Annotated in this window: 16 protein-coding genes and 1 riboswitch; of the genes, 3 read left to right on the top strand and 13 right to left on the bottom strand. The window is 43.6% G+C overall.

From position 1 onward, the window contains the following. Positions 1-125: 125 nt before the first annotated feature. The 11 genes from BW976_RS22620 to BW976_RS22570 form a co-directional block, all read right to left on the bottom strand. Positions 126-1223, bottom strand: coding sequence for a DUF5074 domain-containing protein (locus tag BW976_RS22620; protein ID WP_076376801.1), 1098 nt, complete (start codon positions 1221-1223; stop codon positions 126-128). Between the two features lie 26 nt (positions 1224-1249). Next, positions 1250-2389 carry a DUF5074 domain-containing protein gene (locus BW976_RS22615; protein WP_076376799.1) on the bottom strand — a complete coding sequence of 380 codons (1140 nt, stop codon included), beginning with the start codon at positions 2387-2389 and terminating at the stop codon, positions 1250-1252. Between the two features lie 42 nt (positions 2390-2431). Continuing rightward, entirely contained in the window at positions 2432-3331 is a 900-nt protein-coding gene (locus tag BW976_RS22610) for a cell surface protein (protein WP_076376797.1), read from the bottom strand. Positions 3332-3351: 20 nt separating this feature from the next. Next, positions 3352-4494 (bottom strand): YncE family protein, encoded by a 1143-nt coding sequence (locus BW976_RS22605; RefSeq protein WP_076376795.1) that lies wholly within the window; start codon positions 4492-4494, stop codon positions 3352-3354. A gap of 4 nt (positions 4495-4498) precedes the next feature. Further along, positions 4499-6520 carry a TonB-dependent receptor plug domain-containing protein gene (locus BW976_RS22600; protein WP_076376793.1) on the bottom strand — a complete coding sequence of 674 codons (2022 nt, stop codon included), beginning with the start codon at positions 6518-6520 and terminating at the stop codon, positions 4499-4501. Between the two features lie 165 nt (positions 6521-6685). Then, a riboswitch (cobalamin riboswitch) is annotated at positions 6686-6888 on the bottom strand. 458 nt (positions 6889-7346) lie between these two features. Next, positions 7347-7925: a carboxymuconolactone decarboxylase family protein gene (locus BW976_RS22595; RefSeq protein ID WP_076376791.1), complete on the bottom strand. Its 579-nt coding sequence runs from the start codon at positions 7923-7925 to the stop codon at positions 7347-7349. 237 nt (positions 7926-8162) lie between these two features. After that, the gene (locus tag BW976_RS22590; RefSeq protein WP_076376789.1) at positions 8163-9107 is read right to left on the bottom strand and encodes a sugar phosphate isomerase/epimerase family protein; all 945 of its coding nucleotides are present in this window, start codon (positions 9105-9107) and stop codon (positions 8163-8165) included. Between the two features lie 9 nt (positions 9108-9116). Next, the gene (locus tag BW976_RS22585; protein WP_076376787.1) at positions 9117-9968 is read right to left on the bottom strand and encodes a sugar phosphate isomerase/epimerase family protein; all 852 of its coding nucleotides are present in this window, start codon (positions 9966-9968) and stop codon (positions 9117-9119) included. 171 nt (positions 9969-10139) lie between these two features. Continuing rightward, a complete protein-coding gene (locus BW976_RS22580; protein ID WP_076376785.1) occupies positions 10140-13580 on the bottom strand; it encodes a ThuA domain-containing protein in 3441 nt (1146 codons plus the stop codon). 282 nt (positions 13581-13862) lie between these two features. Continuing rightward, positions 13863-14138, bottom strand: a complete 276-nt coding sequence (locus BW976_RS22575; RefSeq protein ID WP_076376783.1) for a hypothetical protein — start codon at positions 14136-14138, stop codon at positions 13863-13865. A 14-nt stretch (positions 14139-14152) separates the two neighbouring features. Continuing rightward, positions 14153-14743, bottom strand: a complete 591-nt coding sequence (locus BW976_RS22570) for a sigma-70 family RNA polymerase sigma factor (protein WP_076376781.1) — start codon at positions 14741-14743, stop codon at positions 14153-14155. Positions 14744-14969: 226 nt separating this feature from the next. On the opposite strand from BW976_RS22570, the gene BW976_RS22565 reads away from it, so the two are divergent. From BW976_RS22565 to fbp, 3 genes are all read left to right on the top strand, one after another. Continuing rightward, entirely contained in the window at positions 14970-15263 is a 294-nt protein-coding gene (locus BW976_RS22565) for a putative quinol monooxygenase (RefSeq protein ID WP_076376779.1), read from the top strand. Positions 15264-15439: 176 nt separating this feature from the next. Continuing rightward, entirely contained in the window at positions 15440-17335 is a 1896-nt protein-coding gene (locus BW976_RS22560) for an AAA domain-containing protein (protein WP_076376777.1), read from the top strand. A gap of 165 nt (positions 17336-17500) precedes the next feature. Then, entirely contained in the window at positions 17501-18535 is a 1035-nt protein-coding gene (fbp, locus tag BW976_RS22555) for a class 1 fructose-bisphosphatase (RefSeq protein WP_076376775.1), read from the top strand. Between the two features lie 200 nt (positions 18536-18735). Here the strand turns inward: fbp and pckA are convergent, their stop codons facing one another. Continuing rightward, the gene (pckA, locus tag BW976_RS22550) at positions 18736-20337 is read right to left on the bottom strand and encodes a phosphoenolpyruvate carboxykinase (ATP) (protein ID WP_076376773.1); all 1602 of its coding nucleotides are present in this window, start codon (positions 20335-20337) and stop codon (positions 18736-18738) included. Positions 20338-20900: 563 nt separating this feature from the next. After that, positions 20901-22670, bottom strand: a complete 1770-nt coding sequence (locus tag BW976_RS22545; protein ID WP_084192316.1) for a CocE/NonD family hydrolase — start codon at positions 22668-22670, stop codon at positions 20901-20903. Positions 22671-22697: the final 27 nt, after the last annotated feature.

The raw sequence follows: 22697 nt of genomic DNA, 5'->3' as shown, positions 1-22697 counted from the left end.
GTTCATTTTATTCAGAGTATATATCTCTTTAATTCTTATCGGGCAAATCTATGAACAATAAAACTAAAGAAGACCACCTACCGGTAGCCTTCTTTACTAAAACAGGTTATAACTGTTCAAACGTATTAATGAAACACAAAAGTAGCAGGGAAGTAATAGCCAGTGTATGAAATATCTTTACTTTGAGCACCGCTTGATGGATCATAAAAATACAGGTCATTTACACTATAATTAGTGCCATATCCGGATTTTACAGTGTTTACTACCAGCTGGTTAAGTTTTTCATTATAGGCTAATCCTGCACCATACATTTCTTTGCCGGCAGGTACAGTAACAAATGGTGTAGTGAATGAAGCAGCATTTGCAGCTGTGTATTTATAAATTTGAGTACCGCCGCTATAAGGGCCATTTTTAGCTATAAAAATGGCATTCTCGGTAGTTGAGGCAGTAATTGAACCCGGATGCCAGGCACCCCATGAACCATTGACAGTAAATGGTACTGTAATAGCTTGAACCACCAATGTGGCAGGATCAATGCGCACCAGTTGAGCGCCACCAGCTGCCCATATAGCACCATCTTTACTGCGGGCAAATGCAACTTCTAAACCGGGAATAGTTTTAACCACGGCATAAGTAGTAGCATTTAATACTACTACCCCATTTGATTGCGATAGCGCGAATATATAATTACCCGCTTTGATCAGATCGCCTACTTCTCCATCTACACCACTGATCTTGCCACCAAGTGTAACATTTTGCAAATTAAGCGGATAGATTCCATCACCTGTACTTACCAAGCCTGTGTTGTTATCAATTCCTACAAATGCTCTCCAATCGTTACTAGTAGCGGCCGCTATACGTCCGATTTCTTTCAGGGACAGGTCATCAGTTACTACCAAAGGACCGCCTGCTTTTGACAACAGGTAAAGTTTGTGATTATAAACTGTACCAAACTCTAAGCTTGAGGTAGCGGGGTCTAATGTTTTACCAGGGTTTTCCTTAGTGAATATACTATCGGTTAACGTTCCTTTGGCGTAATCAAAAAAGCTTACGGTGCCCGTACCATGGCCAAACCAACCTTCGTTTACTACAAAAAAGCCATTCTCATACTTACCAGGCTCGGCTATTTTAACATTGTGATCCTTTTTACATGATGCGATCATCATCGTCAGCAATACCGGGATAAGGTATACCGACAGTTTTAAAGTGAATTTATTTTTCATGCTTGTTATTTTTGATATCTAAAAAATTAATGAAATACAGCTATGGAAGGAAAGTAATATCCGGTGTAGGCAATATCATTGATCAATGAACCTGTGGAAGCGTTATAAAAACACAGATCATTAAAACTATAATTGGTTGTAAAACCAGAGTGTACCGTATTAACAATAACCTGATTGTGTGCAGGATCATAAGCCACTCCCGCACCATAGAGCTCCCTGCCTGTTGGCAATGTTATAAAGGGAGTAGTAAATGAAGCACTGTTGGCAGCAGTATATTTATAGATCTGCGTTCCACCGGAAAATGTAGCGTTTTGGGCTATAAAGACAGCATTTTCGGTAGTTGAAGCGGTAATAGAGCCTGGATGCCATGCCGCCCAGGAGCCATATATGGAAAAAGGCACGGCTATGGTTTGTACCGCCAAAGTAGCCGGATCAATACGTACCAGTTGTGTACCACCGGCAGCCCAAACAGCGCCATCTGGAGTTTTGGCAAACGCACAGAGCATGCCCGCAATAGAGGTAACAACTGTATTGTTAGATGCATTGAGCACCACTACCCCATTGGATTGAGACAACACAAAAACATAGTTACCCGCTTTAATCATATCACCTACCTGCCCTGTCACACCGCTAAGCTTAGTACCCAGCGCCAATGTTTGCAGATTGACAGGGTAAATTCCCGAATTAGTACTTACTAAGCCATTATTAGCATCAATACCAACAAAGGCTCTAAAATCATTGGTACTTTTGGCTGCAATCCGGTTTATTTCCTGTAAGCTATGTGAATCGGCTACTACCAATGGGCCGCCAACTTTGCTTACCAGGTATAGCCTATCATTAAAAATAGTCCCATACTCTAGTGTACTGCTGGCCGGGTTAAGGTTTCTGCCCGGGTTTTCTTTAGTAAATAGGCTATCGCTGATTAAACCTGTGCCAAAGTCATAAAAATTTACGGTTCCGGTACCATGGCCGTACCAGCCTTCATTTATCAGGAAAAATCCGTTATCATATTTGCCTGTGCCACGAACCTGGAGCTTTCCGGATGTTTGATTTGCATTCGTTGTGTTAATAGCGGCATCCTTTTTACAGGAGCTTACCATTCCCATCAGTAATACCGGGAAGATGTAGGGTAATAGTTTTATAAGGGTAGATTTTTTTGTGTTCATTTTTCCAGGTTTTATGTTTTTCGACAGGTAGAATTATTGATTTTAGTTTTTAAGCATGCTTAAATCGGCTGCGCCACCAAACTCGGTCGATTGCTCTCCCAACCAGCCCATATTGTAAAGTATACCAGTTTGTACCTTTATAAAATCTATACCTTTCAGGTTTACTTTATTACCCTTGGCATCAATAGCGTTATCAATATCTATTTTGTCGCCGCCAGCTGTATTATCGCCATAACCATAATCATAAGCCGCACTGGTAATGTATGTTGGATCATCATCGTTAATATTTGATGATGGCAACAGCGTACCATTCAATGTATAACTATCGCCTTTAATGCCGATTGGGAAATAAGGTTGCTTATGAAATATGTTGGTTTTTACAAAACCTGTTTTGCCTTTATTGTCTTTCCATGGCACGCTGCAAGTATCACATTTAGGCCGGGTATAGGTAACCGAGTAATTGCGGGTGTAACCGTCCTTATACTGGGCACTACCGGTTAACTCATACCAGGTATCATCGGGTTTGCCATTGTTATTGGTATCCTGCATCACCCATATTACCCCAGGCTCCGAAAAATTGGCAAAGGCATTACCGTAAACAATAAAATCCTCTTTATAGGGTACATTTAAAATTGTGTGGTCAAAACCAACCACGATATATCCCCCCCAGGCACCCAGACTTACTAATCCCTGGTCGCCGTTTAAGGTACTTTTGGCCGCCACGGTATCGCCGATACCTGTATTGTCAAACTGACCCGGGGCCGGATTAAAATCAAACAGCTGGTTTACATATGCCTTGCTTTGGGCAGTTATAGGGCGTATAGGTGTTTCGGGAGTTGTGTTATCGGTTGATTTATCTTTTTTACAGGATGACATTAACGCCATGCCGAGCAAAAGCCCCAAGGACAAGTTTTTCATGTGGTTTAAGTTGATCTTTATCATTTTTATTGGTTTTCTGTTTCTTAATAAGCAAATGCAAAATGTCCGGGGATGTCACCTGTTATTACCGACCATTTTTTCTTTCCAGCTGTACTAAAGCAGTATAAGGTTCCCGGAGATACATAATCTTTTGCATCTGTAACCAGTACTTCTTTGGTTACCGGGTTTACCGCGATGCCATAGGGAACTTTTATTTGAGCTTCTGTTCCGTCTGTTATAAACTTTGTATTCAGTACGGTTTCGTCCTTCACGTTAATCATCGAATAGGTTGTGGTATTTTTACCAGTGATGTGGCTAAATTCATAGCTATACATATAGGCTATATCACCATCTATCCAAAGGTTACTCACCCCAAAATCAAATTCCTTTTTTACCTGGTCGGTTTTGGTATCGATCACAAATAGTTTTGAAGGGATGTTATAATAATCGCCGCGGGACGTTACGTAGATGTCGCCATACTGATCGGCCTTTACCCTATCCAGATTGATAGCTACATCAATGCGTTTCAACTCGGTAAATGATGCCAGATCCACTACAGATACCGTACGCTCATAATTTGGGGGACTATAGCCACCGGAATTTGCGACGTATAACTTTTCTCCCACAATAGCCATTTCTTCAGGTTGGCGACCAACAGTCACTGTTCGCGTAACCTGCAGGGTGGTAGTGTCAATCTCATTTACCGCGCCATTCGGGGCTTTTGGATCGCCCACTTTACCCAGATAGGCGCTTACGTATGCCTTACCATTATGGAAAGTAACATAACGACAATTGGTAATGTCAATTTGAGTTATCCTTTTATTAGTATGCAGGTTAAGCACCTCAACCTTGTTGGAATTGTTAACTACGATATACACTTTGGAACCGTAGATACCTACATCATTACCTACGTCGCCAAGACCTTTAACCACTTGTGGATTTGCCTGACCATATATGTTTTTACTGAATTGCCCTGTTGTATAATCCAGGTAATCCAATGATGCTTTGCTTGAACCCAAATTACCTTCATCAACCAGGTAAAAGCCTTTCACCACACTACTGGGATCTGGCGAAAACAGCGTAGTTACCACTTCAGGAACGGGTTGCTGAGCTTTGCGGCACGAACCGTATACCAGTAGAGTACATCCTAATAGCAGGTAAAGCAGTTTGTAATTTATATTTTTCATAACATCAAAAAGTTGAACTTATGGTAAAACGATAGTTAATTTGCGGCATCGGAAAATTGAGCGCTATATAATTTTCCTGGCTAAATACATTATTTAACTCGCCTGTTAGTTTTATTTTATGCTTGTTATAATTGGTGGTATAAGAAAAATTGATGTCATGGGTATACCAGGGTCGCAAATAATTTTCGGGCGAATTATACTTTGAATCGTACCTGCTGGCAACATAAATATAGCTGTAGTTAAAAGTGAACTTACGCCATTCGGCTCCAACCAATACCGAACCGCTGTTAAGGGGAGTATAAGGTATTTGCTGACCATAAAAAGTATCAGTAGGATCAGTTACGTCTATCGCTTTCTGATAGGTATAGCTGATACCAGTATTGATAAACAATTCGCCGGGCAACTGCCAGGTTGCCTGCGAATTGATCTCAAGTCCCCTGATATGTACCTTCCCCAGGTTGTACATTGTCCACCGCGCCAGGTTCATACCCGGTATAGCCACAATTTTATCTGTTACCTGGTTGTAATAAGCATCGGTTTGTATAGCAAAATAAATTAAGGTATGCTGCTGAAAGGTTTTATTATAAGTAAAACCTACATCATACTGTTTGGTATACTCTGGCCTTAATAAAGAGTTCCCAATAAAAGTGTAATACAGATCATTAAAACTTGGCAGCCTGAAAATACTCTTGTAAAAACTCCTTAACCTGAAATCGGGATTATCAAATGGCTGCCATGATAACAGTACAGCAGGTGTAAATTTTGTTTTTTTACCCGCGGCCTGTAGGGTGTCAACCTGGTCATTTACAAAGGTACCCAGCAAGCTTGCCTGCGCGTTAAAGCGTTTAAAAAGAACTTCGGTAGCTAATGCTGTTAATACAGTATTGCGTGTGGGGCGCACAAACCGGTATACTGTCGAATCATTTTGGGTAGCATCAAGCGTATTGCGCTGATAATCGACAGAGAGCGCCGCATTCCAAAAAGAACTGATATGAAGTTTATTAGCTGATGACAGGTATAGTTCGTGCTCGTCATATTTATTTTCCAGCAACCCTCGCGTAGTGGTTATTGTGGGGTCGAAGTATTGTGTATGATCATCTGAATATTTAGCACTCAACATTAAACTATAGCTTTCACTAAACTTTTTGTTATAGCTTGATTGTATAAAAACATCCTTTTCTTTTTGTCGCTGCTTGGAGTCGAAATTATTGTTTACAGTAGGGCCGGGTAATCCCCTGTCCGAATGATATAGATAACCTTTCACCGTCCAGGCACTGCTATCTTTCAACTTACCATACAGTCCGGCTTCTACACGCTGTGCGTCAATGTCGCCATTGTGCCTTATTGCCGTGGTATCATAGCCGGTAACACCGTTGGTTGTTCTGAACCTGTAACGCCCATTAGCGTGTGTTAACTCGGTACTTATGCTACTATACACATTATCGCTCAATTTATACTGCCAAAGGAATGATGGGTTTACCAACCCGAATGATCCAGTTTTAAAGCTGAGCTTACCATTGGTACGGCTACCCGCTTCAAAATTTGGTTGCTTGGACATCAGGTAAAGAGAGGCCCCGGCAGCAAAGCCCTTAGCCGGTTGAAAAATCGTACTTTTCTGAGCGTTGTAAAGATCTATTTCTTCAATGTTATCCAGCGAGAACTTACCCAGATCTACCTGTCCGTTCTGAGCATTGCCGAACTCTACACCATCATAAAAAACAGCTACATGGTTGGTACCCAGACTGCGTACGTTAACTGTTTTTAAGCCCCCTATGCCACCGTAGTCTTTTATCTGTACACCCGAAAAAAAGCGGATAGCATCGGCCACCGAAAGGCTATTGAGTTTTTCAAGATCAGTACCTTTAAGTATTTGAACCGGCGTGGCCGATGTATTGCGCAAAGACAGGCGTGCGGCACTTATAGAAACCTCTTTCAAGTGATGACGTTTAACCGTATCAGTAGTCAATTTCTTACTACTGGTATCTATCACTTGCGCCCGGGCATTACTACAAAATAAGCCCTGCATTGCCGTGAGGCAAATAATAAACGTCAGGAAGTACCAATATTTGTACAAGTGTTGCAATACGTTCTGTTCGTGAAAAAATTAAACAAACAGCAAACAGGGTATAATCAATGGAAATACACACAACGTGAGGTACCTTCATCCCAGCTTCAATCCCCGAAAGCTATGAATACATATGGTGCAATGGCAGGTCTTCTGACTTACTCCCCACTTATCCGGCCTTCCCGTCGCGATCATATCGAAACAGTGGCTACAGAATGGATAGCGGTTAACAGAGCTTACAGCTGCGGGACAGTTCCGGAATTACACCGGATTCCCTTTTAATCCAGAAACCTTAAAGGCTTCGGGAACCAAAAGCGACGCAAATATAGAAATAAAAAATGCAAGGAATTTTATTTTAGTATCGCTGCCGGAGTAACTTAAAAATCGACAGGCTATGTCGGGCAAAAACTTTTTAAACCTTAAATTTTAACACTTTTTTAGGCAAAAACAGGGTAAAAAGACCCGATAATTATGCGTTTTAACAGAATTTTAACGCCATTTTAACACTTTTTAACAAATTTTTGATGGGTTTTGAAAGGTTTAAAAAGTATTAAATTATTGAATATCAAATAACTATATACGAAATGATTGATTTTTGACTTTTTTTTATCCTTAACTAAACAGCCCGAATGTCTGTTAACAGACATCCGGGCCGCAGTTGATATAAATATACAAAAATTCGAGCAGAAAGACGCTATTATTTTCGGTTCCTTCTCTTCTTCAATAGTTCAATAAGCAAATAATGCCAGGCAGTTCTTTATTGTTTAATTTAATATGCGCCATGTTGTTATGCGGTTTCGGTTAAGTTCATATCGGTTACTTTTGGCGGAGGGGTTAAATATCCTTCGCGGGCACGCTGTTCACCCATTTTATCATACAATTCGGCATTATCGGGCTGCCAGGTAGCCAAACCATCCACATAACGGTTATACATACAAAACGCCGCCGCAATTAGTACTGTGTCATGAATATCCACATCGGTTGCTCCAACGTTACGGGCCAGTTCCACATCGGCAGGAGTAACATTTTTTCCACCGGATTGTACTTTTGCTGCGATTTTCAGCAATGCCTTGAGCTTGTCGCTTATCGGGGCCGTTTCCGGATCGGCAATTACGCTGCTCACTATTTCGGCATTGTTGCCCAATTGGTGTTTGGCAATAGCGCCGTGTATGGTGGTACAATATTTACAGGTATTTAAGCTGGATATATACGTGGCTATCAATTCGCGCTCACCTGCGCTTAATGAAGGGTGCGGGTCATGCAATAAGGTTTGCACCAAATGATTCAGCGGTGCTGCTGTCTCGGGCCTGAACATGAACAGACTCCTGATACCCGGAAATTCCGAAGGTAAATTAATGTGTGGCATAATTGGGTTTTGAATTAGGTTTGAATTTTGAGATTTGCAACCGGTTAATTAAAGGTGACTGATAAATACCATATTTCAAAATATTTTCAATTATTTAAGGCCCATTTTCGCTGCCGCGGGCTTTCAGCCCGTGGTGTACATGGTTCAGCTTTCAGCTGAAGTAGTAAGCAGAAAGCTTACCACATGCCCCCCACGAGATACGCTACGCTAATCTCGCGGGGGCAAACATTTATATCGCTACACATCCGCCGTAACTGCTTTCATTTTACGCAGGGCTGTTTGGGCTACCCGCAGGGCATCCTGGGCATAATAGCTTTTATTGAATACCTCGCAGGATATAATCAACGGGTTTTCGGGATGTTTGACCAGTTGCAGAATACGTTTTAGGGGCGCTACACCGTCGCCGGGATAAACGCGATCGGGCTCGGATATCACCACGGGATTGATACCTGAAGGATAATCATTTACGTGAAATATTTCCAGCGCAGGTTTACCCACTAATTGCAAACTTTCCACCGCCGATTGCCCTTTGTATATATGGAATACATCCAACAATACCCTGGCATCGGAATGCCCGCTTTGCAGCGCCACGTACAATACCTGACTGATGTGTTTCAGGTTGACCGACCCTCCCCACATTTCCAACTGCGGTATCACGCCGCTGTCCCTGCCCATGGTCAGGATGGTGTTGTACCGTTCTGTCACGACATCAAGGTTAATCATATCGCCTTTGGTAGCACCTGCCGGCGGGGCAGCTATCCGCTTGCAACCTAATTTGGCCAGCAGTTCCATTTCGCCTTGTAACTGGGTAAGGGCCTGCTTGCGTACGGCTTCATCATCCACTATCCATTGGGCAAAACCTATAGCGTTTTGAATAGTGATGCCCAGTCCGTCTATGATTTTTTTAGCCTCGGTTACCGAGCCCCCATTTTTCAGATAAGTTTGTAAAGTATCCAGCCAAATCTCTACAGAAGTAAAGCCAGCTTTGGCAGCCGTTTCCAGCTCTTTTATAAAACCCAGGTTTTGCCCGCGGATGGTGCTCATGTTTAAAGAGTACTCAAAACCGTGTACATTTTTATCAACCTTAATGGCTGCATCCGCACGGTTTCCGATAACCGCAGCGCCTGCTGCCATACTTAAAGTTTTTAATATGGTTCTCCTCGTTACAGGTTTGAAATTCATATGTTTATATTAATTTTTTAAACTTTTTATATAAGCTATAGTAACCGGCAATTGTTTACTGTACGACGGGCTTTCATCCTCAATAAAGTAGTGTTTGATGCCCGCCTTTTTAGCTGCCTTCAGCACTTCGGGAATGTTGATCTGCCCGGTTCCCAGGGCTACATCGTTGCGGGTATCGGTACCGCCGGTAAGGTCGTTAGCTACGCCTTTGCGAATATCTTTCAGGTGCATGAGCTTCATGCGCGAAGGGTATTTATTGATGAGCTGTGCAGGATCCTGCCCGCCATGAAACGACCACAGGATATCGATCTCGAACGATACATATCGCGGATCGGTATTTTTGGCGATGTAATCAAACAGCGTACCATCGCCGTACTTACCAAACTCATAGCCGTGGCTATGATAACAAAAGGTCAATCCATTTTCCTTTAATATTTTACCCACGCGGTTAAAATCGGCGACCGCTTTTTTGGCATCCTCCAGTGTAAACTCTTTTTTGTGCGGTATCCAGGCTACCATTACATAGCTTGCACCCAGCGTTTTAGCCAGCTTAACTACAGCTTGCGGATCTTTAACAATATCGTCATATCCTGCCCCAACCGATGGAATTTTAATACCTCGCTCATCGCAAAGCTTTTTAAATTGTTCCTTGGGCATATCCTTTGACCCCTCACCTTCCAGTTCGGTTATACCCAGGGCCTTGATAGTATCCAAAACCGCAACAGTGGCTTTGGGCATACTGCTACGAAAGGTATAAGCCTGTACGCCTATAGCATTGGTAAAAAGTGGCTTGCCGCTTTGGGCAAAAACCGAAGATCCGAGTGCCAGACAGGCGCTTAGGATGATGGTATATTTTTTCATGGCTTATTGTTGTTATACTCTTCCATATGTCATAGGAGGAGGAACGACGAAGCAATCTTGTAGCTGTTCTCACCGATGAGAACGCGAGGAGATTGCCACGCTCCGCTCCGCAATGACATGTTTTTTTTATTTGTTATTATTCCTTATCCCTCTTCTCCGTTGAGGATGAGGTTACTCAAACTGTATATCCTTAATACTCAAAATGCCTTCGCTTGGTTTGGTTCTTTTAATGGCAAAAAAGTAAATATCATGTTTACCGCTCATCGGTTTCTGCACTTCTCCGGTTACAGAAGCTAGTTTCTTCCAATCGCCCGTTTCCGTGTAAGCTGCGGAACCAATCACCGGTCCGGCCTGCGAATCGATACGTACCTCGATCTCACCCGCTGCTTCTTTAGAGGCGTACTGGAAAATAAACTTTTTAATGTTCGAAAGATCGATATCCCTGAACATTACATAGGATTTATGGTTCCCGGCTGATAGATCGTTCTTGAAACGGTTAAACCCTTTCAATTCATCGGCATAAACCGCTTTTACATCCGCGTTGCGCAGGGTAACCACATCGGTACCGGTGAGCGGGCCAACTACCTTGCCGCCTTTATCGGTGTAAGATGCCAACAGGGTGTACTGACCACGAGGTTCGGCATCGTTAAATTTCAAATTCAGGCTGCCATGCAGGGGCAACGGCATAACTTTGTTCTTTTTATCCGTCAGCGAAAAAATATAACGCACGATTTCTTTGGTATCCGGGGTTGATAGTTGTGGGTGCGCGCTCATCAAATGCTCCGTTCCCCAGCTTCCGGCCCCGCCGTTGATGATCTTTTTGGCCAATTTATCAGTCGCGCCCTTTTGTGTTTTATACCGGTTGGCTATAGCTGTAAAGCTTGGCCCTACGGCAGTCTTATTAATGGTATGGCATGATTTACAATCGCTGGCGGCCATCAGGGCTTTACCCGGATAATTGATTTCGGAAGCCGACAAGGCTGCCAGGCTTTTAACTGTTTTACCATCTGTGGATGGCTGCGGATTATAAATGTAAAACAGCTTCACCCGTTTCGGATCGATCACTTTATCCTCCTTATCCTTTACCACCACGTTGTACTTAAATGGCTTACCTTTCCAGATGAAGGATTTATTATCGGCACTGGCAATAGTTACCGACGGTACGGTGTTGCCCACTTTCACCTGTATAGTATCACGGCCTACCGAACCGGCCTTATCTGTTACTTTAAGTATAGCTTTATAAACACCTGGTTTAGTGTAGATGTGCGTTGCTGAAACAGTGGTGGCTCCAACTATTTTACCATCAAAAAGCCACTGATAACGGATCTGGTCATCATCGTCCAAATCACGGCTGCCTTGCCCGTTAACCATTACGGTAAGCGGTGCCTGGCCGGCTATTTCTTTTTTTACCGGGATAGTTTTTAACTCTGCAGTGAGGTATTTGGTATGCTGATACAGGTTAATCATGGCCGTATCGGTAATAGCCGCTTTGGCTATCGGCGCACGGTTGCCGGTATTGTATTCAATTTTCACCAGGCGGGCATCTTCATTCTGCGCGCCATAAACCGAACCGTACTCCAGCATATAAAATACACCATCGGGCCCGAACTGCATATCAATAGGCCGTCTGAAATCGCCGGTTGATGGCATAAACGCTTCGTTACGCACATAATTTTCGTTCTGATCAAACCTCAGGTCAATCACCCAGTTGCGCATCCAGTCGGCCACAAATAAAGTACCGTCATAATAAGCCGGGAATTTGTTAGGATTAGGATTAGCAGCATTATACTCATAAAAATCGCCACCGATGGCGCACCGGCCGCCCAAACCCAGTTCCGGGAATTCATCCGAAGCAGCGTAAGGATACCAGATCATGGCAGGCATCGCCGGAGGCAAAACATTTAAACCGGTATTATTGGGCGAGTTATTCACCGGTGCTTTAGGATCAAACATAGGTCCGGGCGTTGCCGTGGCAAAATCCCAATGCGAGTAAGCGAAGTTGTTGCCTACAAAATACGGCCAGCCAAAATTACCGGCTTTACGGGCCTGATTAAACTCATCATAACCGCGCGGGCCTCGTGGCGAATCGTGCCCGGCGTCGGGACCTATCTCACCCCAATACAGCACCGATGTTTTGGGATTTACGGCTATACGGTATGGGTTACGGCAGCCCATCACATAAATTTCGGGACGGGTTTTAGGTGTACCTTTCGGGAACAGGTTGCCTTCGGGGATGGTATACGTACCGTCAGGCTCTGGGTGGATCCGCAGGATCTTTCCTTTCAGATCGTTGGTATTACCGGCGCTACGCTGAGCGTCCAGACTATAATGTTCCTGACCGGGGCGTTCATCCAGCGGAGCATAGCCATCTGAAGGGAAGGGACTGGAGCTGTCGCCGACAGAAAGATACAGGTTACCATTCTTATCCCAGGCCAGGGAACCGCCATGATGCGCACCGCTCACCTTTTGAACCGGTACTTTAAATAAAATCTTTTCTGATTTGAGATCGAGCACGTTCTGCTTGCTTAAAGTAAACCGGGATAGCTGAAAATTCAATGGTTCGATGGTTTGCCCGGCAGGCATATAATAGATATAAACATAGCCATTGGTTTCAAACTGGGGATCGATATTGAGGCCGATAACACCCGTTCCGCCATCATCAGTAATGGGGAATTTATGGATCACCTTGTACTGTTTGGTATGCGTATTATACACCGAAAAATTACCGTACAACTGCGTAAAAAACACCTGGCCATCTTTGGCAACAGCCAACTCCATGGGCGAAGCAATGTTATTAACCAATACCGTTTTCACAAACCGACCCTGATCGGGCGCTACTTTGGAGTAAGCCTTGGTATAATCTAAAGGCTTGCCATTCCCCATAGCGTATTTGATGCCGCCGAGTAATTGGCTCAAGAAGAGCGGATCGCTGTAACTTTCGTCGGTATGGCCGCAACCGGTATAAAAAGAGCGACCGCCATCAAACTCGTGGTACCAGGTAATGGGATGGTCGGCACCATTGGTACCACCATCGTAGGTATTTTCGTCAAGGCTGGCTAACACATGGATGCCGCTGTAGATGGATTTATAATTATACCATTCGTCGGTACGCTCCCAGCGGGCGGGTAAATTGGCCGTGATGGGGTTGGTACGATCGGTAACATCAATAGTAGCCTTGCGAATATTGGAATTATTGGGGTGACTGGAAAAGTATGCCCCTACCAGTTTACCATACCAGGGCCAGTCGTATTCGGTATCCGCCGCCGAATGCACACCGGCAAAACCACCGCCAGCCTGTATATAACGCTCAAAGGCGGCCTGCTCTTCGGCATTAAGCACATTGCCGGTAGTGCAGTTAAATATCACCGCCTGGTATTTTTTGAGGTTATCGTTGGTAAAAAGCGCGGCGTTGGTGGCAGTATCCACTTCAAAACCGTTCTCCTTACCCAATTTTTGGATAGCTGCTATACCAAACGGGATACAGGAATGATGCCAGCCCAGTGTTTTTGAAAACACCAATACACGCGGCCCCGGAGCCGGCTTTTTAAACGAATACAGCAAAAAGCTAAGCCCAAGCCATAAAATACAGATGAGTTTGAATTTGAGAGACATGATGTGAGATTTAGTTGATATTTTTTATTCCATCAACCGGCAAAATCCATCGTCATCAGGCACAATTATCTCGTAATGAGCGCACAATGATAAAAAAGCACTATATAATGATAAAATACTACCGGTTAAGCAATTGGTTACTACAATATTAACATTTATTGTGTATTTAATACACTTATTTTTTATTCATTAAATATTGTAAGTAAATTGTTACCGGGCGTAAATCCTATCAGCTCATTTATCCAGCCCATTGCTGGCTATATCGGTTTAGTAAAATTTATCTCAATGCTTATTCAGTTTTTCTTCAATACGTTCCTGCATCTGTTTTTTATACTCTTCATCCAGCTTAAGTTCCGTGATCTTTTCCGGATGGAAAAGATCGCGTACCATTTTATTAATAAGCGAGCTCTGCTGTTCAAAGACCCGGCAAACCGAGCAACCGGCCAGATGTATCTTCAGTTCCAGTTTTTCACGAAGCGTTAAATGATCTATCAGCTTCTTTTCAATTAAATGAGTGGCTTTGCGACAGTTATACGCTATTTTTGTTAGTTCATCCATATTCCTCCCCTATTTTAAATCCAGTTTTTTTGCAAACAAGCCCTCAGGTTGAGCTTGGTGCGGTGAATAATAACCCAGAAATTTGAGGGCGAAACCCTCAATTCCTCACAAATAACATCTGTAGTCTGATCATCCATATGTTTCATGGTAAATACGGAAAGCCAGAGCGCCGGCAGCTTTTGCAAACATTTTTGCAGGATGTAATTAAACTCCTTGTTGGTTAAAGGGTCTTGCTCTTCAATCCCAAATGCTTTTGGCCGGTGCTCTACGTTCCAATGGCCGTCGTCGTGGTCAAAAAAATCCTGCTGTTCCTGTTCGGCTTCTACCACATCTGTTTTTTTGGCAAAAGCCGATGACTTTTTACGGTATACATCGATCACCTTGTTTTTCAGAATAGCCGTTAACCAGGTTCTTTCGGAGCTGTTGCCCTTAAACTGATCGAGCTTTTCTAAAGCCGCCAGGAAAGTTTCCTGAACCAGGTCCTTTGCCAAGTCTTCGTCGTTAATACGCGTATAGGCATATGTATATAAGTAATCGGCATATTGAGCCACCCATTTACCTGGCTCTGTTAACACATTGGTGGTGATATCATTATTGTTTGACATGAATATATTCCGGGTTAAACTATTTTTCCTGTGCTTTTGCGGCTTAGTCGTACCCGAAGAAAAATCCTTACAGATTTTTTTGAGTAAAGATTTTCGGAGTAAGAAATAAGGAATTCCGGAACAAGAATAAAGCTTACAACCAACGGAACTTTAGACACTGGGAATTGTTATATCTACGTTTTCAATTAAATATCCACCCATACATTATCTCAAAACAAACAAAATCATGGTTAAATTCGCATTACTCGTCCGTCTGGAGGCCAAGCCCGGCAAAGAACAAGAAGTGGCCGATTTTATAAAAAGCGCCCTTCCGCTGGCACAACAGGAACCCGATACCGTTAGCTGGTATGCCCTGCAACTGGGCCCGTCAACATTTGGTATCTTTGATACCTTTGAGCACGAAGAAGGCCGCAAAGCGCATCTTGACGGGCAAATAGCGCAGGCACTAATGGCCAAAGCACCCGAACTATTAGCCACCGCCCCGGTTATTGAGCAGGTAGATCTGTTGGCTGTGAAATAATTTTTGGAGCAACGATTATTGGAGCAAAGAACAAGGATTAAAGATTTGGAGAGCAAGGAACAAATACATGTTTGTACTCCTTGCAAATTAGCGCAAGATAAATTCCTAAAATCCTTGTTCCAAAGCCCCTTGCTCCAAAAAGCCTTACTCCCAAAAATCCCCTACCTTTGCAGGCAATGGATTATTTCAAAAAGCTCCTCGACCTGCTGAATAAAGAAAAAGAGGAGGACCGTAACGCTTATCTCAAACTAACCGAAAACTCATCAGCTGCTGATCGCCGCGCGCAAGGACTTAGCTGGTACCCCATCGCTATCCGCGGAACAGAGCCCGGCCGGGGCGATTATATCAGCGTGGAGGTGGAACGAACCACGCATAAAGACTTGTCGCACCAGTTGCGTTTTGGTGTACCGGCTGCCCTGTTCTCCAATCACGACCCTAAGAATGACCGCGTGGAAGGCACCATCACCTACCAGGGTGGGGACCGTCTGAAAATCACCTTATACACGGACGAACTACCTGATTGGAGCCGCGACGGCAAACTGGGTATCGACCTCCTTTTTGATAATAACAGCTACGATGAAATGCAGAACGCCATTAAACAGGCCTCTGTATTAGCAGCAAAGCCACAGGAAGAACGATTGATCCAGATCCTTACGGGAGATAAAGCGCCGGCATTTAATATTGTTGCCCCTGTTTCCGTTCCACGCTTAAATGCTTCGCAGACAGAAGCGGTTCAGAAGATCGTTTCGGCGCAGGATTTGGCTATTGTGCACGGGCCACCGGGCACGGGTAAAACAACCACGCTGGTTCAAGCCATTAAAGCGCTCGTCCAACAAAATAAAAAACAGGTGTTGGTTGTGGCTCCAAGTAATACAGCGGTTGATCTGCTCAGCGAAAAACTGACCGATGAAGGCTTGAATGTATTGCGCATCGGCAACCCAGCCCGTGTATCGGAAAAGCTGTTCTCTTTAACGCTCGATAGCAAGGTGAGTGAGCATGCGGATAACAAAGAGATCAAAAAACTAAAAAAACAGGCCAGTGCTTATAAAGACATGGCCCACAAATACAAACGCAGCTTTGGTAAAGCAGAGCGTGACCAGCGTAAGGCCCTGTTCAACGAAGCGCATAAGATCATGAAGGATGTAGCAGCCACCGAGCAGCACATAGTTGATGACCTGGTGAGCAAAGCCCAGGTGATCACCGCTACACTGGTAGGCGCCAATCATTACACCATACGCGATGTGAAATTTGATACTGTAGTGATTGATGAGGCCGGACAAGCATTGGAACCAGCCTGCTGGATACCTATACTGAAAGCACAGAAAGTAATACTGGCTGGCGATCATTGTCAGCTGCCACCAACCATTAAATCGGCAGAGGCGGCAAAGAACGGACTGAGCACTACCCTGCTGGAGAAATGCGCGGCTTTGCACCCTGAAGCTGTAGTATTGCTTGAAGAACAATACCGTATGCACCAGGATATCATGGGCTTTTCATCGGCAGAGTTTTATCAGGGTAAATTGAAAGCGCACGCCTCTGTAGCACAACGCCTATTATTTCTGGGAGATATGCCTGTATCATTTGTAGATACCGCGGGTTGTGGTTTCGATGAGCAACAGCAAGGCACCAGCATAGCGAATCCCGAAGAGGCTGTGTTTTTACTAAAGCATTTGAATAAGCTGGTTGGCAATTTAACCGACACCACCAATTTCCCTTCCATTGCCATTATAGCACCATACAAAGAACAGATCAGGGTATTGAATGAGTTACTGGTCGCCCACCCCGATTTACTCCCCTACAGCAATCATATTTCGGTAAACACCGTTGATAGTTTCCAGGGGCAGGAACGTGATGTGGTTTACATCAGCATGACGCGCAGCAACGCTGAAGGCGAGATCGGTTTCCTTTCAGACATCCGCCGGATGAACGTTGCCCTAACCCGGGCCCGGAAGAAACTAGTGGTTATCGGCGACAGCTCCACCCTTACCCGACTTGTTTTTTATGCCGACCTGATAGACTATACCGAACGCCTGAACGCCTACGAAAGTGCCTGGACGTATGTTGGTGAATAATACACTATGCTAACACCTTTTAGTAGCCATTTTTACACTATTAAGTCATAAAACGCAAACGTTATCGACGATAAATATTGCCAAATTGTTTTATTTTAGGCTTTTTTATGATTATCTTGTCAGCAAACCAATAACAAATTAATACGTAAAAATTACACTAAGCCTATGGCACAAGCAAAAACATTAGGGCAATTTATCATTGAAAAACAAGCCGATTTTCCGTACGCTAAAGGTGAGCTTTCGCGCTTGCTACGCGATATAGGCATAGCTGCAAAAATAGTTAACCGCGAGGTAAACAAAGCAGGTTTAATGGACATGCAGGGAGAAGCTGGCAGCACCAATATCCAGGGCGAAAGTCAGCAAAAACTGGATATTTATGCCAATGAGCAATTTATAACCGCACTTAAAAGTGGCGGCGAATGCTGTATCCTAGCATCAGAAGAAAATGAAGAAATTGTGATGCTGGATACTGACGTATCACTGGATGCCAAATACATTGTAGCTATCGATCCCTTAGACGGATCATCCAATATTGATGTAAATGTTTCAGTGGGTACTATTTTTTCCATTTACCGCAGACAGAGCACTTCGGGCCGGGCAACACTGGCCGATGTATTACAAATGGGAGTAAACCAGGTTGCCGCGGGTTATGTGATCTACGGTACATCTACCATGCTGGTTTATACCACAGGCAAGGGGGTTAACGGCTTTACGCTGGATCCGTCCATAGGCGAATTCTGCCTGTCGCACCCAAACATGAAAATACCAAAAACCGGTATTATCTACTCCATAAACGAAGGTTACTACGTGCATTTCCCGCAAGGGGTAAAATCATATATCAAATATTGCCAGGTAGAAGATGAAGCCACGCATCGCCCTTACAGCTCGCGCTATGTAGGCTCTATGATAGCCGACCTGCACCGCAGCATGATCAAAGGGGGCATATTCATTTACCCGGTTACCGCGGCCACTCCAGGCGGCAAATTACGACTGGTTTATGAGTGCAACCCCATGTCGTTTGTTATTGAGCAAGCTGGTGGCCGGGCCACAGACGGTAAAAACCGCATTATGGAGCTGGATGTGAATTCTCTGCACCAACGTACCCCTATTTTCATTGGCTCCGAACAAATGGTGCTCAAAGCCGAAGAATTTATGGCCGAAGCCGTGGAAGAGGAAATGAGCATGGGTTTAGCTGGGTAAGATAAATAAAATTGTCATTCTGAGAGGAGCGAAGAACGATCTCTTGAACGCAGTGAAAAATCTATTCGGCGATAGTCAATTCGGCAATAGATCCTTCGCTCCGCTCAGGATGACAAATTGAGTTAAAGAAAAAGTAAAACAAAAGCCCCGGCAAATTGCACGGGGCTTCTTATTTGAAAACAAAACACAATTATTATCTATCATGAGGTCGTTACAACGGTTGGCCCAACAGAGCATAACATTCCGTCAGAAAAACCTTTGTATTGGCTGCAGTTTTTGCGAAAAAGACCAGCCAGGTGGTTGGCAGTTTCTTCATAATTATATGAATCGGTCCAGGTATTGGCCGGGTTCAATATTTCTGATGGTACACCAGGGCAGCTTTCCGGTATCATCAGATCAAAAATAGGCAGCTTTTGGTAAGTCACATCGTTTAGCTGCCCCTTCAGCGCAGCCTTGATCATGGCGCGGGTATAGCTTAGTTTAATACGTTCGCCTGTACCATACGCTCCTCCAGTCCAGCCTGTATTTACCAACCATACATTCAGCGGATACTTATCCAACTTTTCACCCAGCATTTCAGCATATTTAGTAGGATGTAATGGCAAAAACGCCCTGCCGAAACAAGCAGAGAAAGTAGCTTCCGGTTCATTGATACCATATTCCGTTCCGGCTATTTTAGCGGTGTAGCCCGAAAGAAAATAATACATAGCCTGTGCCTTATTCAGTTTGGATATAGGTGGCAACACCCCAAAAGCATCGGCGGTGAGGAAAAATATATTCTTCGGAATATCCCCAATTGCGGGCTCTATCGCGTTACTGATGAAACTCATGGGGTACGACAAGCGGATATTTTCGGTTTTGGACAGATTGTCAAAATCAACCGTTTTTGACCATGGCTTAAAACAAACATTTTCCAAAAGCGCTCCGGGTTGCATAGCCTGGTATATCTGCGGTTCTTTTTCGGCGGTTAGTCCCGCTATCTTGGCATAACACCCCCCTTCAAAATTAAACACCGAATTTTCGCCCCAGCCATGCTCATCATCTCCAATCAGTTGTCGGTCCTGATCGGCAGAGAGTGTAGTTTTACCAGTACCCGATAAACCAAAAAAGATGGCCGTATCGCCATCCGCACCTTTATTGGCTGCACAGTGCATAGGAAGGATACCCTGGCGCGGTAAAAGGAAGTTTAGTACAGTAAATACAGCTTTTTTGATCTCACCTGTATAGCCTGTACCTCCTATCAGGATAATCTTACGGGTAAAGTTGATCATCGAAAAATTATGCTGACGAGTACCGTCCACAGTAGGGTCGGCTTTAAAGCCTGGAGCCGATATAATAGTCCACTCCGGATCAATAACCTTCTTATCTGGCCGCAGAAATAAGTTATAAGCAAACAAGTTCTGACTGGCGGTTTCGGTGATTACTCGCAAAGTAAGACGACTGCTTTTTTCGGCACATACCATGGCATCGCGTATAAAAATAGACTTACCATAAAGGTAAGTCATCACCTTAGTGTACAGACTATCAAACACTTCTGTATCTACAGGGATATTAATATCGCTCCACCAAACATTATCTTTTGTTATACCATCCAGCACAATAAAGCGATCTTTGGGTGAACGCCCGGTAAACTCACCGGTGTCAATAGTCAATACATCATGATCCGTTAAATAACCCTCCTTGCGTTCCAGAGCGGCTTTTATCAAATCCTCCGGCGATAATTGATAGTGGATATCCTGAGCTTTGTTTAGCTCCGGAAGCTCCGTTCGTAAGCTTGTAGTCTTATTAGTGATTTGTCCCATATCACATTAATTTTGTTATTGGTTTGGGGCAAAACTAAGACTACAAAAACGCAATTCAAAATATATAACAACTGATAATCAACAACTTGTATTCAATACACTAAGCCAATTAACCCTACTAATCAAGGGGTTATCACCCAATTTAATAGTGAATTGCTTTTGAAATATTTATAGCTGTAATATTGACGGAAATAAGCTAAAAACGGTCATTTTGAGGTATTTTTATGTATTTTCTTCCTTCATGTCATCTCGAACGATAGTAAGAGATCTTTGGCGCGAGATAAGCTAGGCGCCAAAGATCTCTCCTCGTACCTCGTTCGAGATGACATAAATGAATAAGTGGGCGGGGAACGTGCGCCCTCCCTCTTGAGAGAGTAATAACCTGTGCTTAGACATAGTATATCAATAATATCACAAAAGACGGGCGGTCACCCTGAGCACCGTCGAAGGGCGTGCGTAGAGGCCTGCCCACCATGCTTCGACGGTGCTCAGCATGACACCTTTTTTAGGCAAATGTCTATTGATGGGCTATTACTCTCTTGAGGGGATCTCATAATCAATAACTACTGTCTAACCGGCACACTGATAAAACTATCATTATACCACTTAATACGCAGCGGGATTTTCCCGTCGCTTATATTTTCGGTGCTCACATCTTTACCTGTACCATAGTTAACCTGCGCGAATGAGTTTTTATTGATATCCAGTATCACCAGCAAACGACTGCCTTTGCTCAGTTGACGGCTCACCATACGGCTACGATAAAACGGGATAGTTTCTATTTCACCTGGCTGCAACAATTTCCTCACGCTCATATCTTCGGCGTAACTGGCACGCCCTAAAAAGTACGACAGGTCGAAAAAATCGCCATTGGGCATCACTTCATATAAAGAAACTCCAATGTCCATGTCTTTTTTGTTGATCATGGCTTTCAAACTGCCGCTAAACATTCCATTTATCTCCACCGGCTTATCAAAAGGCTGGCTCATGAAAAACAAACCGGTGCTATGATCCAATTCCTTTTTGATGATGGGATAAGGATAATAGTTATTATTGTTTGATGTTTGATGATCGGCCAGGTTTACTTCCTGGTTAAGCTCAGCCAGTGTGCCAGGCTTTTTATCGGATAGTAAGTAATGATCGCCCTCTTTTTTATCAGTAAGATATAAATGAAGTGTGGTATTGACCATTTTTGGAATGGAAGCTGCATGCTCCCATTTATTGGCGCCCATTACCTCAAAATTCACCTTATCCTGTAACATAACCGGCTTTTTGCCGCCTTTTAAGATATAGTCAAACCATTGAAAAGTAATATCCCGGGTGTTAATCAACGCTACAGAATCCACAACATAATCACGTAGTACAGGGTAACCGCCACGCTGCGCCCCAAAATGATCATAAGGGCCGATGATAAGATAATGCTCAGCCCTAGGGTTGTATTTTAAATGTTCATGCAGATAATGCAAGGCCGAGATCTGTCCATCGTCATAATAACCGGTAACTGTAAGTACAGGGATATTAATATTGGCAAAATCCTTTTGATAAGGTATCTGATCCTGCCAGTATTTATCAAAATCGGGATGCTTCAACGAGCGCTGCAAAAAGGGATTAGGTGTTCCGTCGATACTGTCGATTTTGTTATAGGATAGCCCACTATTGTACCAGTTATTTTGCATATTTCGCCAGCGTTGCGGATTATAATAAACTTTATTATCCAGGTACTTATTATTAGTTACATAAAGAAACCAGCCATAATTAGCGTTGATAAATACATTATTCTCCATCGGCAAACCCAAACCCGGTATTGCTGCCACATAAGGCACAATGGTTTTGAGCGCCGGGTGATGGTATTTAGCTGCGGCCCATTGTGTAAAACCATTATAGCTGCCTCCGTACATACCTATTTTACCATTACACCAGCTTTGTTTACTAATCCAATCGATCACCTCATTAGCATCTTTGCCATCATGCTCATAGGGAACAATCCGATCTGGACTTAAACCCTTGCCACGGGTATATGCCATCACACCCGTATAACCATGAACAGCAGGTTCAAGAATACTCTTCCAGGCTGTACTATCGGCATAAATGGTGTACTGTAAAATTACCGGCTGCGGGGCAGTTACGCCTCTAAGCCTTACAACGATAGCAGCTATAGAAGCGCCATCTTTTGTTTTGATCAAAACATTTTGGATGTTATATCGTCTATCGCGGTCTTGCCGGGCAATAGTTACACTATCGATACTATTAGTTTTATGATGATCAACCTTCTGCGCCCTGCAATAGTTAGTTAAAAAAAGGCATAGCAATGCCATGCAGCGTATTCTGTTCATAATGTTGGGTTTAATATATAATGATGG

This window comes from Mucilaginibacter lappiensis, from assembly GCF_900155965.1.
In the GTDB taxonomy this organism is placed as follows: Bacteria; Bacteroidota; Bacteroidia; order Sphingobacteriales; family Sphingobacteriaceae; genus Mucilaginibacter; species Mucilaginibacter lappiensis.
This window is presented reverse-complemented; position numbering and strand designations above follow the sequence as displayed.

Bases quoted from the DNA above. Each gene is read 5' to 3' on its own strand.
- BW976_RS22590 (WP_076376789.1), bottom strand. From the start codon at position 9,107: ATGAATTTCAAACCTGTAACGAGGAGAACCATATTAAAAACTTTAAGT.
- BW976_RS22620 (WP_076376801.1), bottom strand. From the start codon at position 1,223: ATGAAAAATAAATTCACTTTAAAACTGTCGGTATACCTTATCCCGGTA.
- BW976_RS22565 (WP_076376779.1), top strand. From the start codon at position 14,970: ATGGTTAAATTCGCATTACTCGTCCGTCTGGAGGCCAAGCCCGGCAAA.
- fbp (WP_076376775.1), top strand. From the start codon at position 17,501: ATGGCACAAGCAAAAACATTAGGGCAATTTATCATTGAAAAACAAGCC.
- BW976_RS22595 (WP_076376791.1), bottom strand. From the start codon at position 7,925: ATGCCACACATTAATTTACCTTCGGAATTTCCGGGTATCAGGAGTCTG.
- BW976_RS22605 (WP_076376795.1), bottom strand. From the start codon at position 4,494: ATGAAAAATATAAATTACAAACTGCTTTACCTGCTATTAGGATGTACT.
- pckA (WP_076376773.1), bottom strand. From the start codon at position 20,337: ATGGGACAAATCACTAATAAGACTACAAGCTTACGAACGGAGCTTCCG.
- BW976_RS22615 (WP_076376799.1), bottom strand. From the start codon at position 2,389: ATGAACACAAAAAAATCTACCCTTATAAAACTATTACCCTACATCTTC.
- BW976_RS22585 (WP_076376787.1), bottom strand. From the start codon at position 9,968: ATGAAAAAATATACCATCATCCTAAGCGCCTGTCTGGCACTCGGATCT.
- BW976_RS22610 (WP_076376797.1), bottom strand. From the start codon at position 3,331: ATGATAAAGATCAACTTAAACCACATGAAAAACTTGTCCTTGGGGCTT.
- BW976_RS22560 (WP_076376777.1), top strand. From the start codon at position 15,440: ATGGATTATTTCAAAAAGCTCCTCGACCTGCTGAATAAAGAAAAAGAG.
- BW976_RS22580 (WP_076376785.1), bottom strand. From the start codon at position 13,580: ATGTCTCTCAAATTCAAACTCATCTGTATTTTATGGCTTGGGCTTAGC.
- BW976_RS22600 (WP_076376793.1), bottom strand. From the start codon at position 6,520: ATGCAGGGCTTATTTTGTAGTAATGCCCGGGCGCAAGTGATAGATACC.
- BW976_RS22545 (WP_084192316.1), bottom strand. From the start codon at position 22,670: ATGAACAGAATACGCTGCATGGCATTGCTATGCCTTTTTTTAACTAAC.
- BW976_RS22575 (WP_076376783.1), bottom strand. From the start codon at position 14,138: ATGGATGAACTAACAAAAATAGCGTATAACTGTCGCAAAGCCACTCAT.
- BW976_RS22570 (WP_076376781.1), bottom strand. From the start codon at position 14,743: ATGTCAAACAATAATGATATCACCACCAATGTGTTAACAGAGCCAGGT.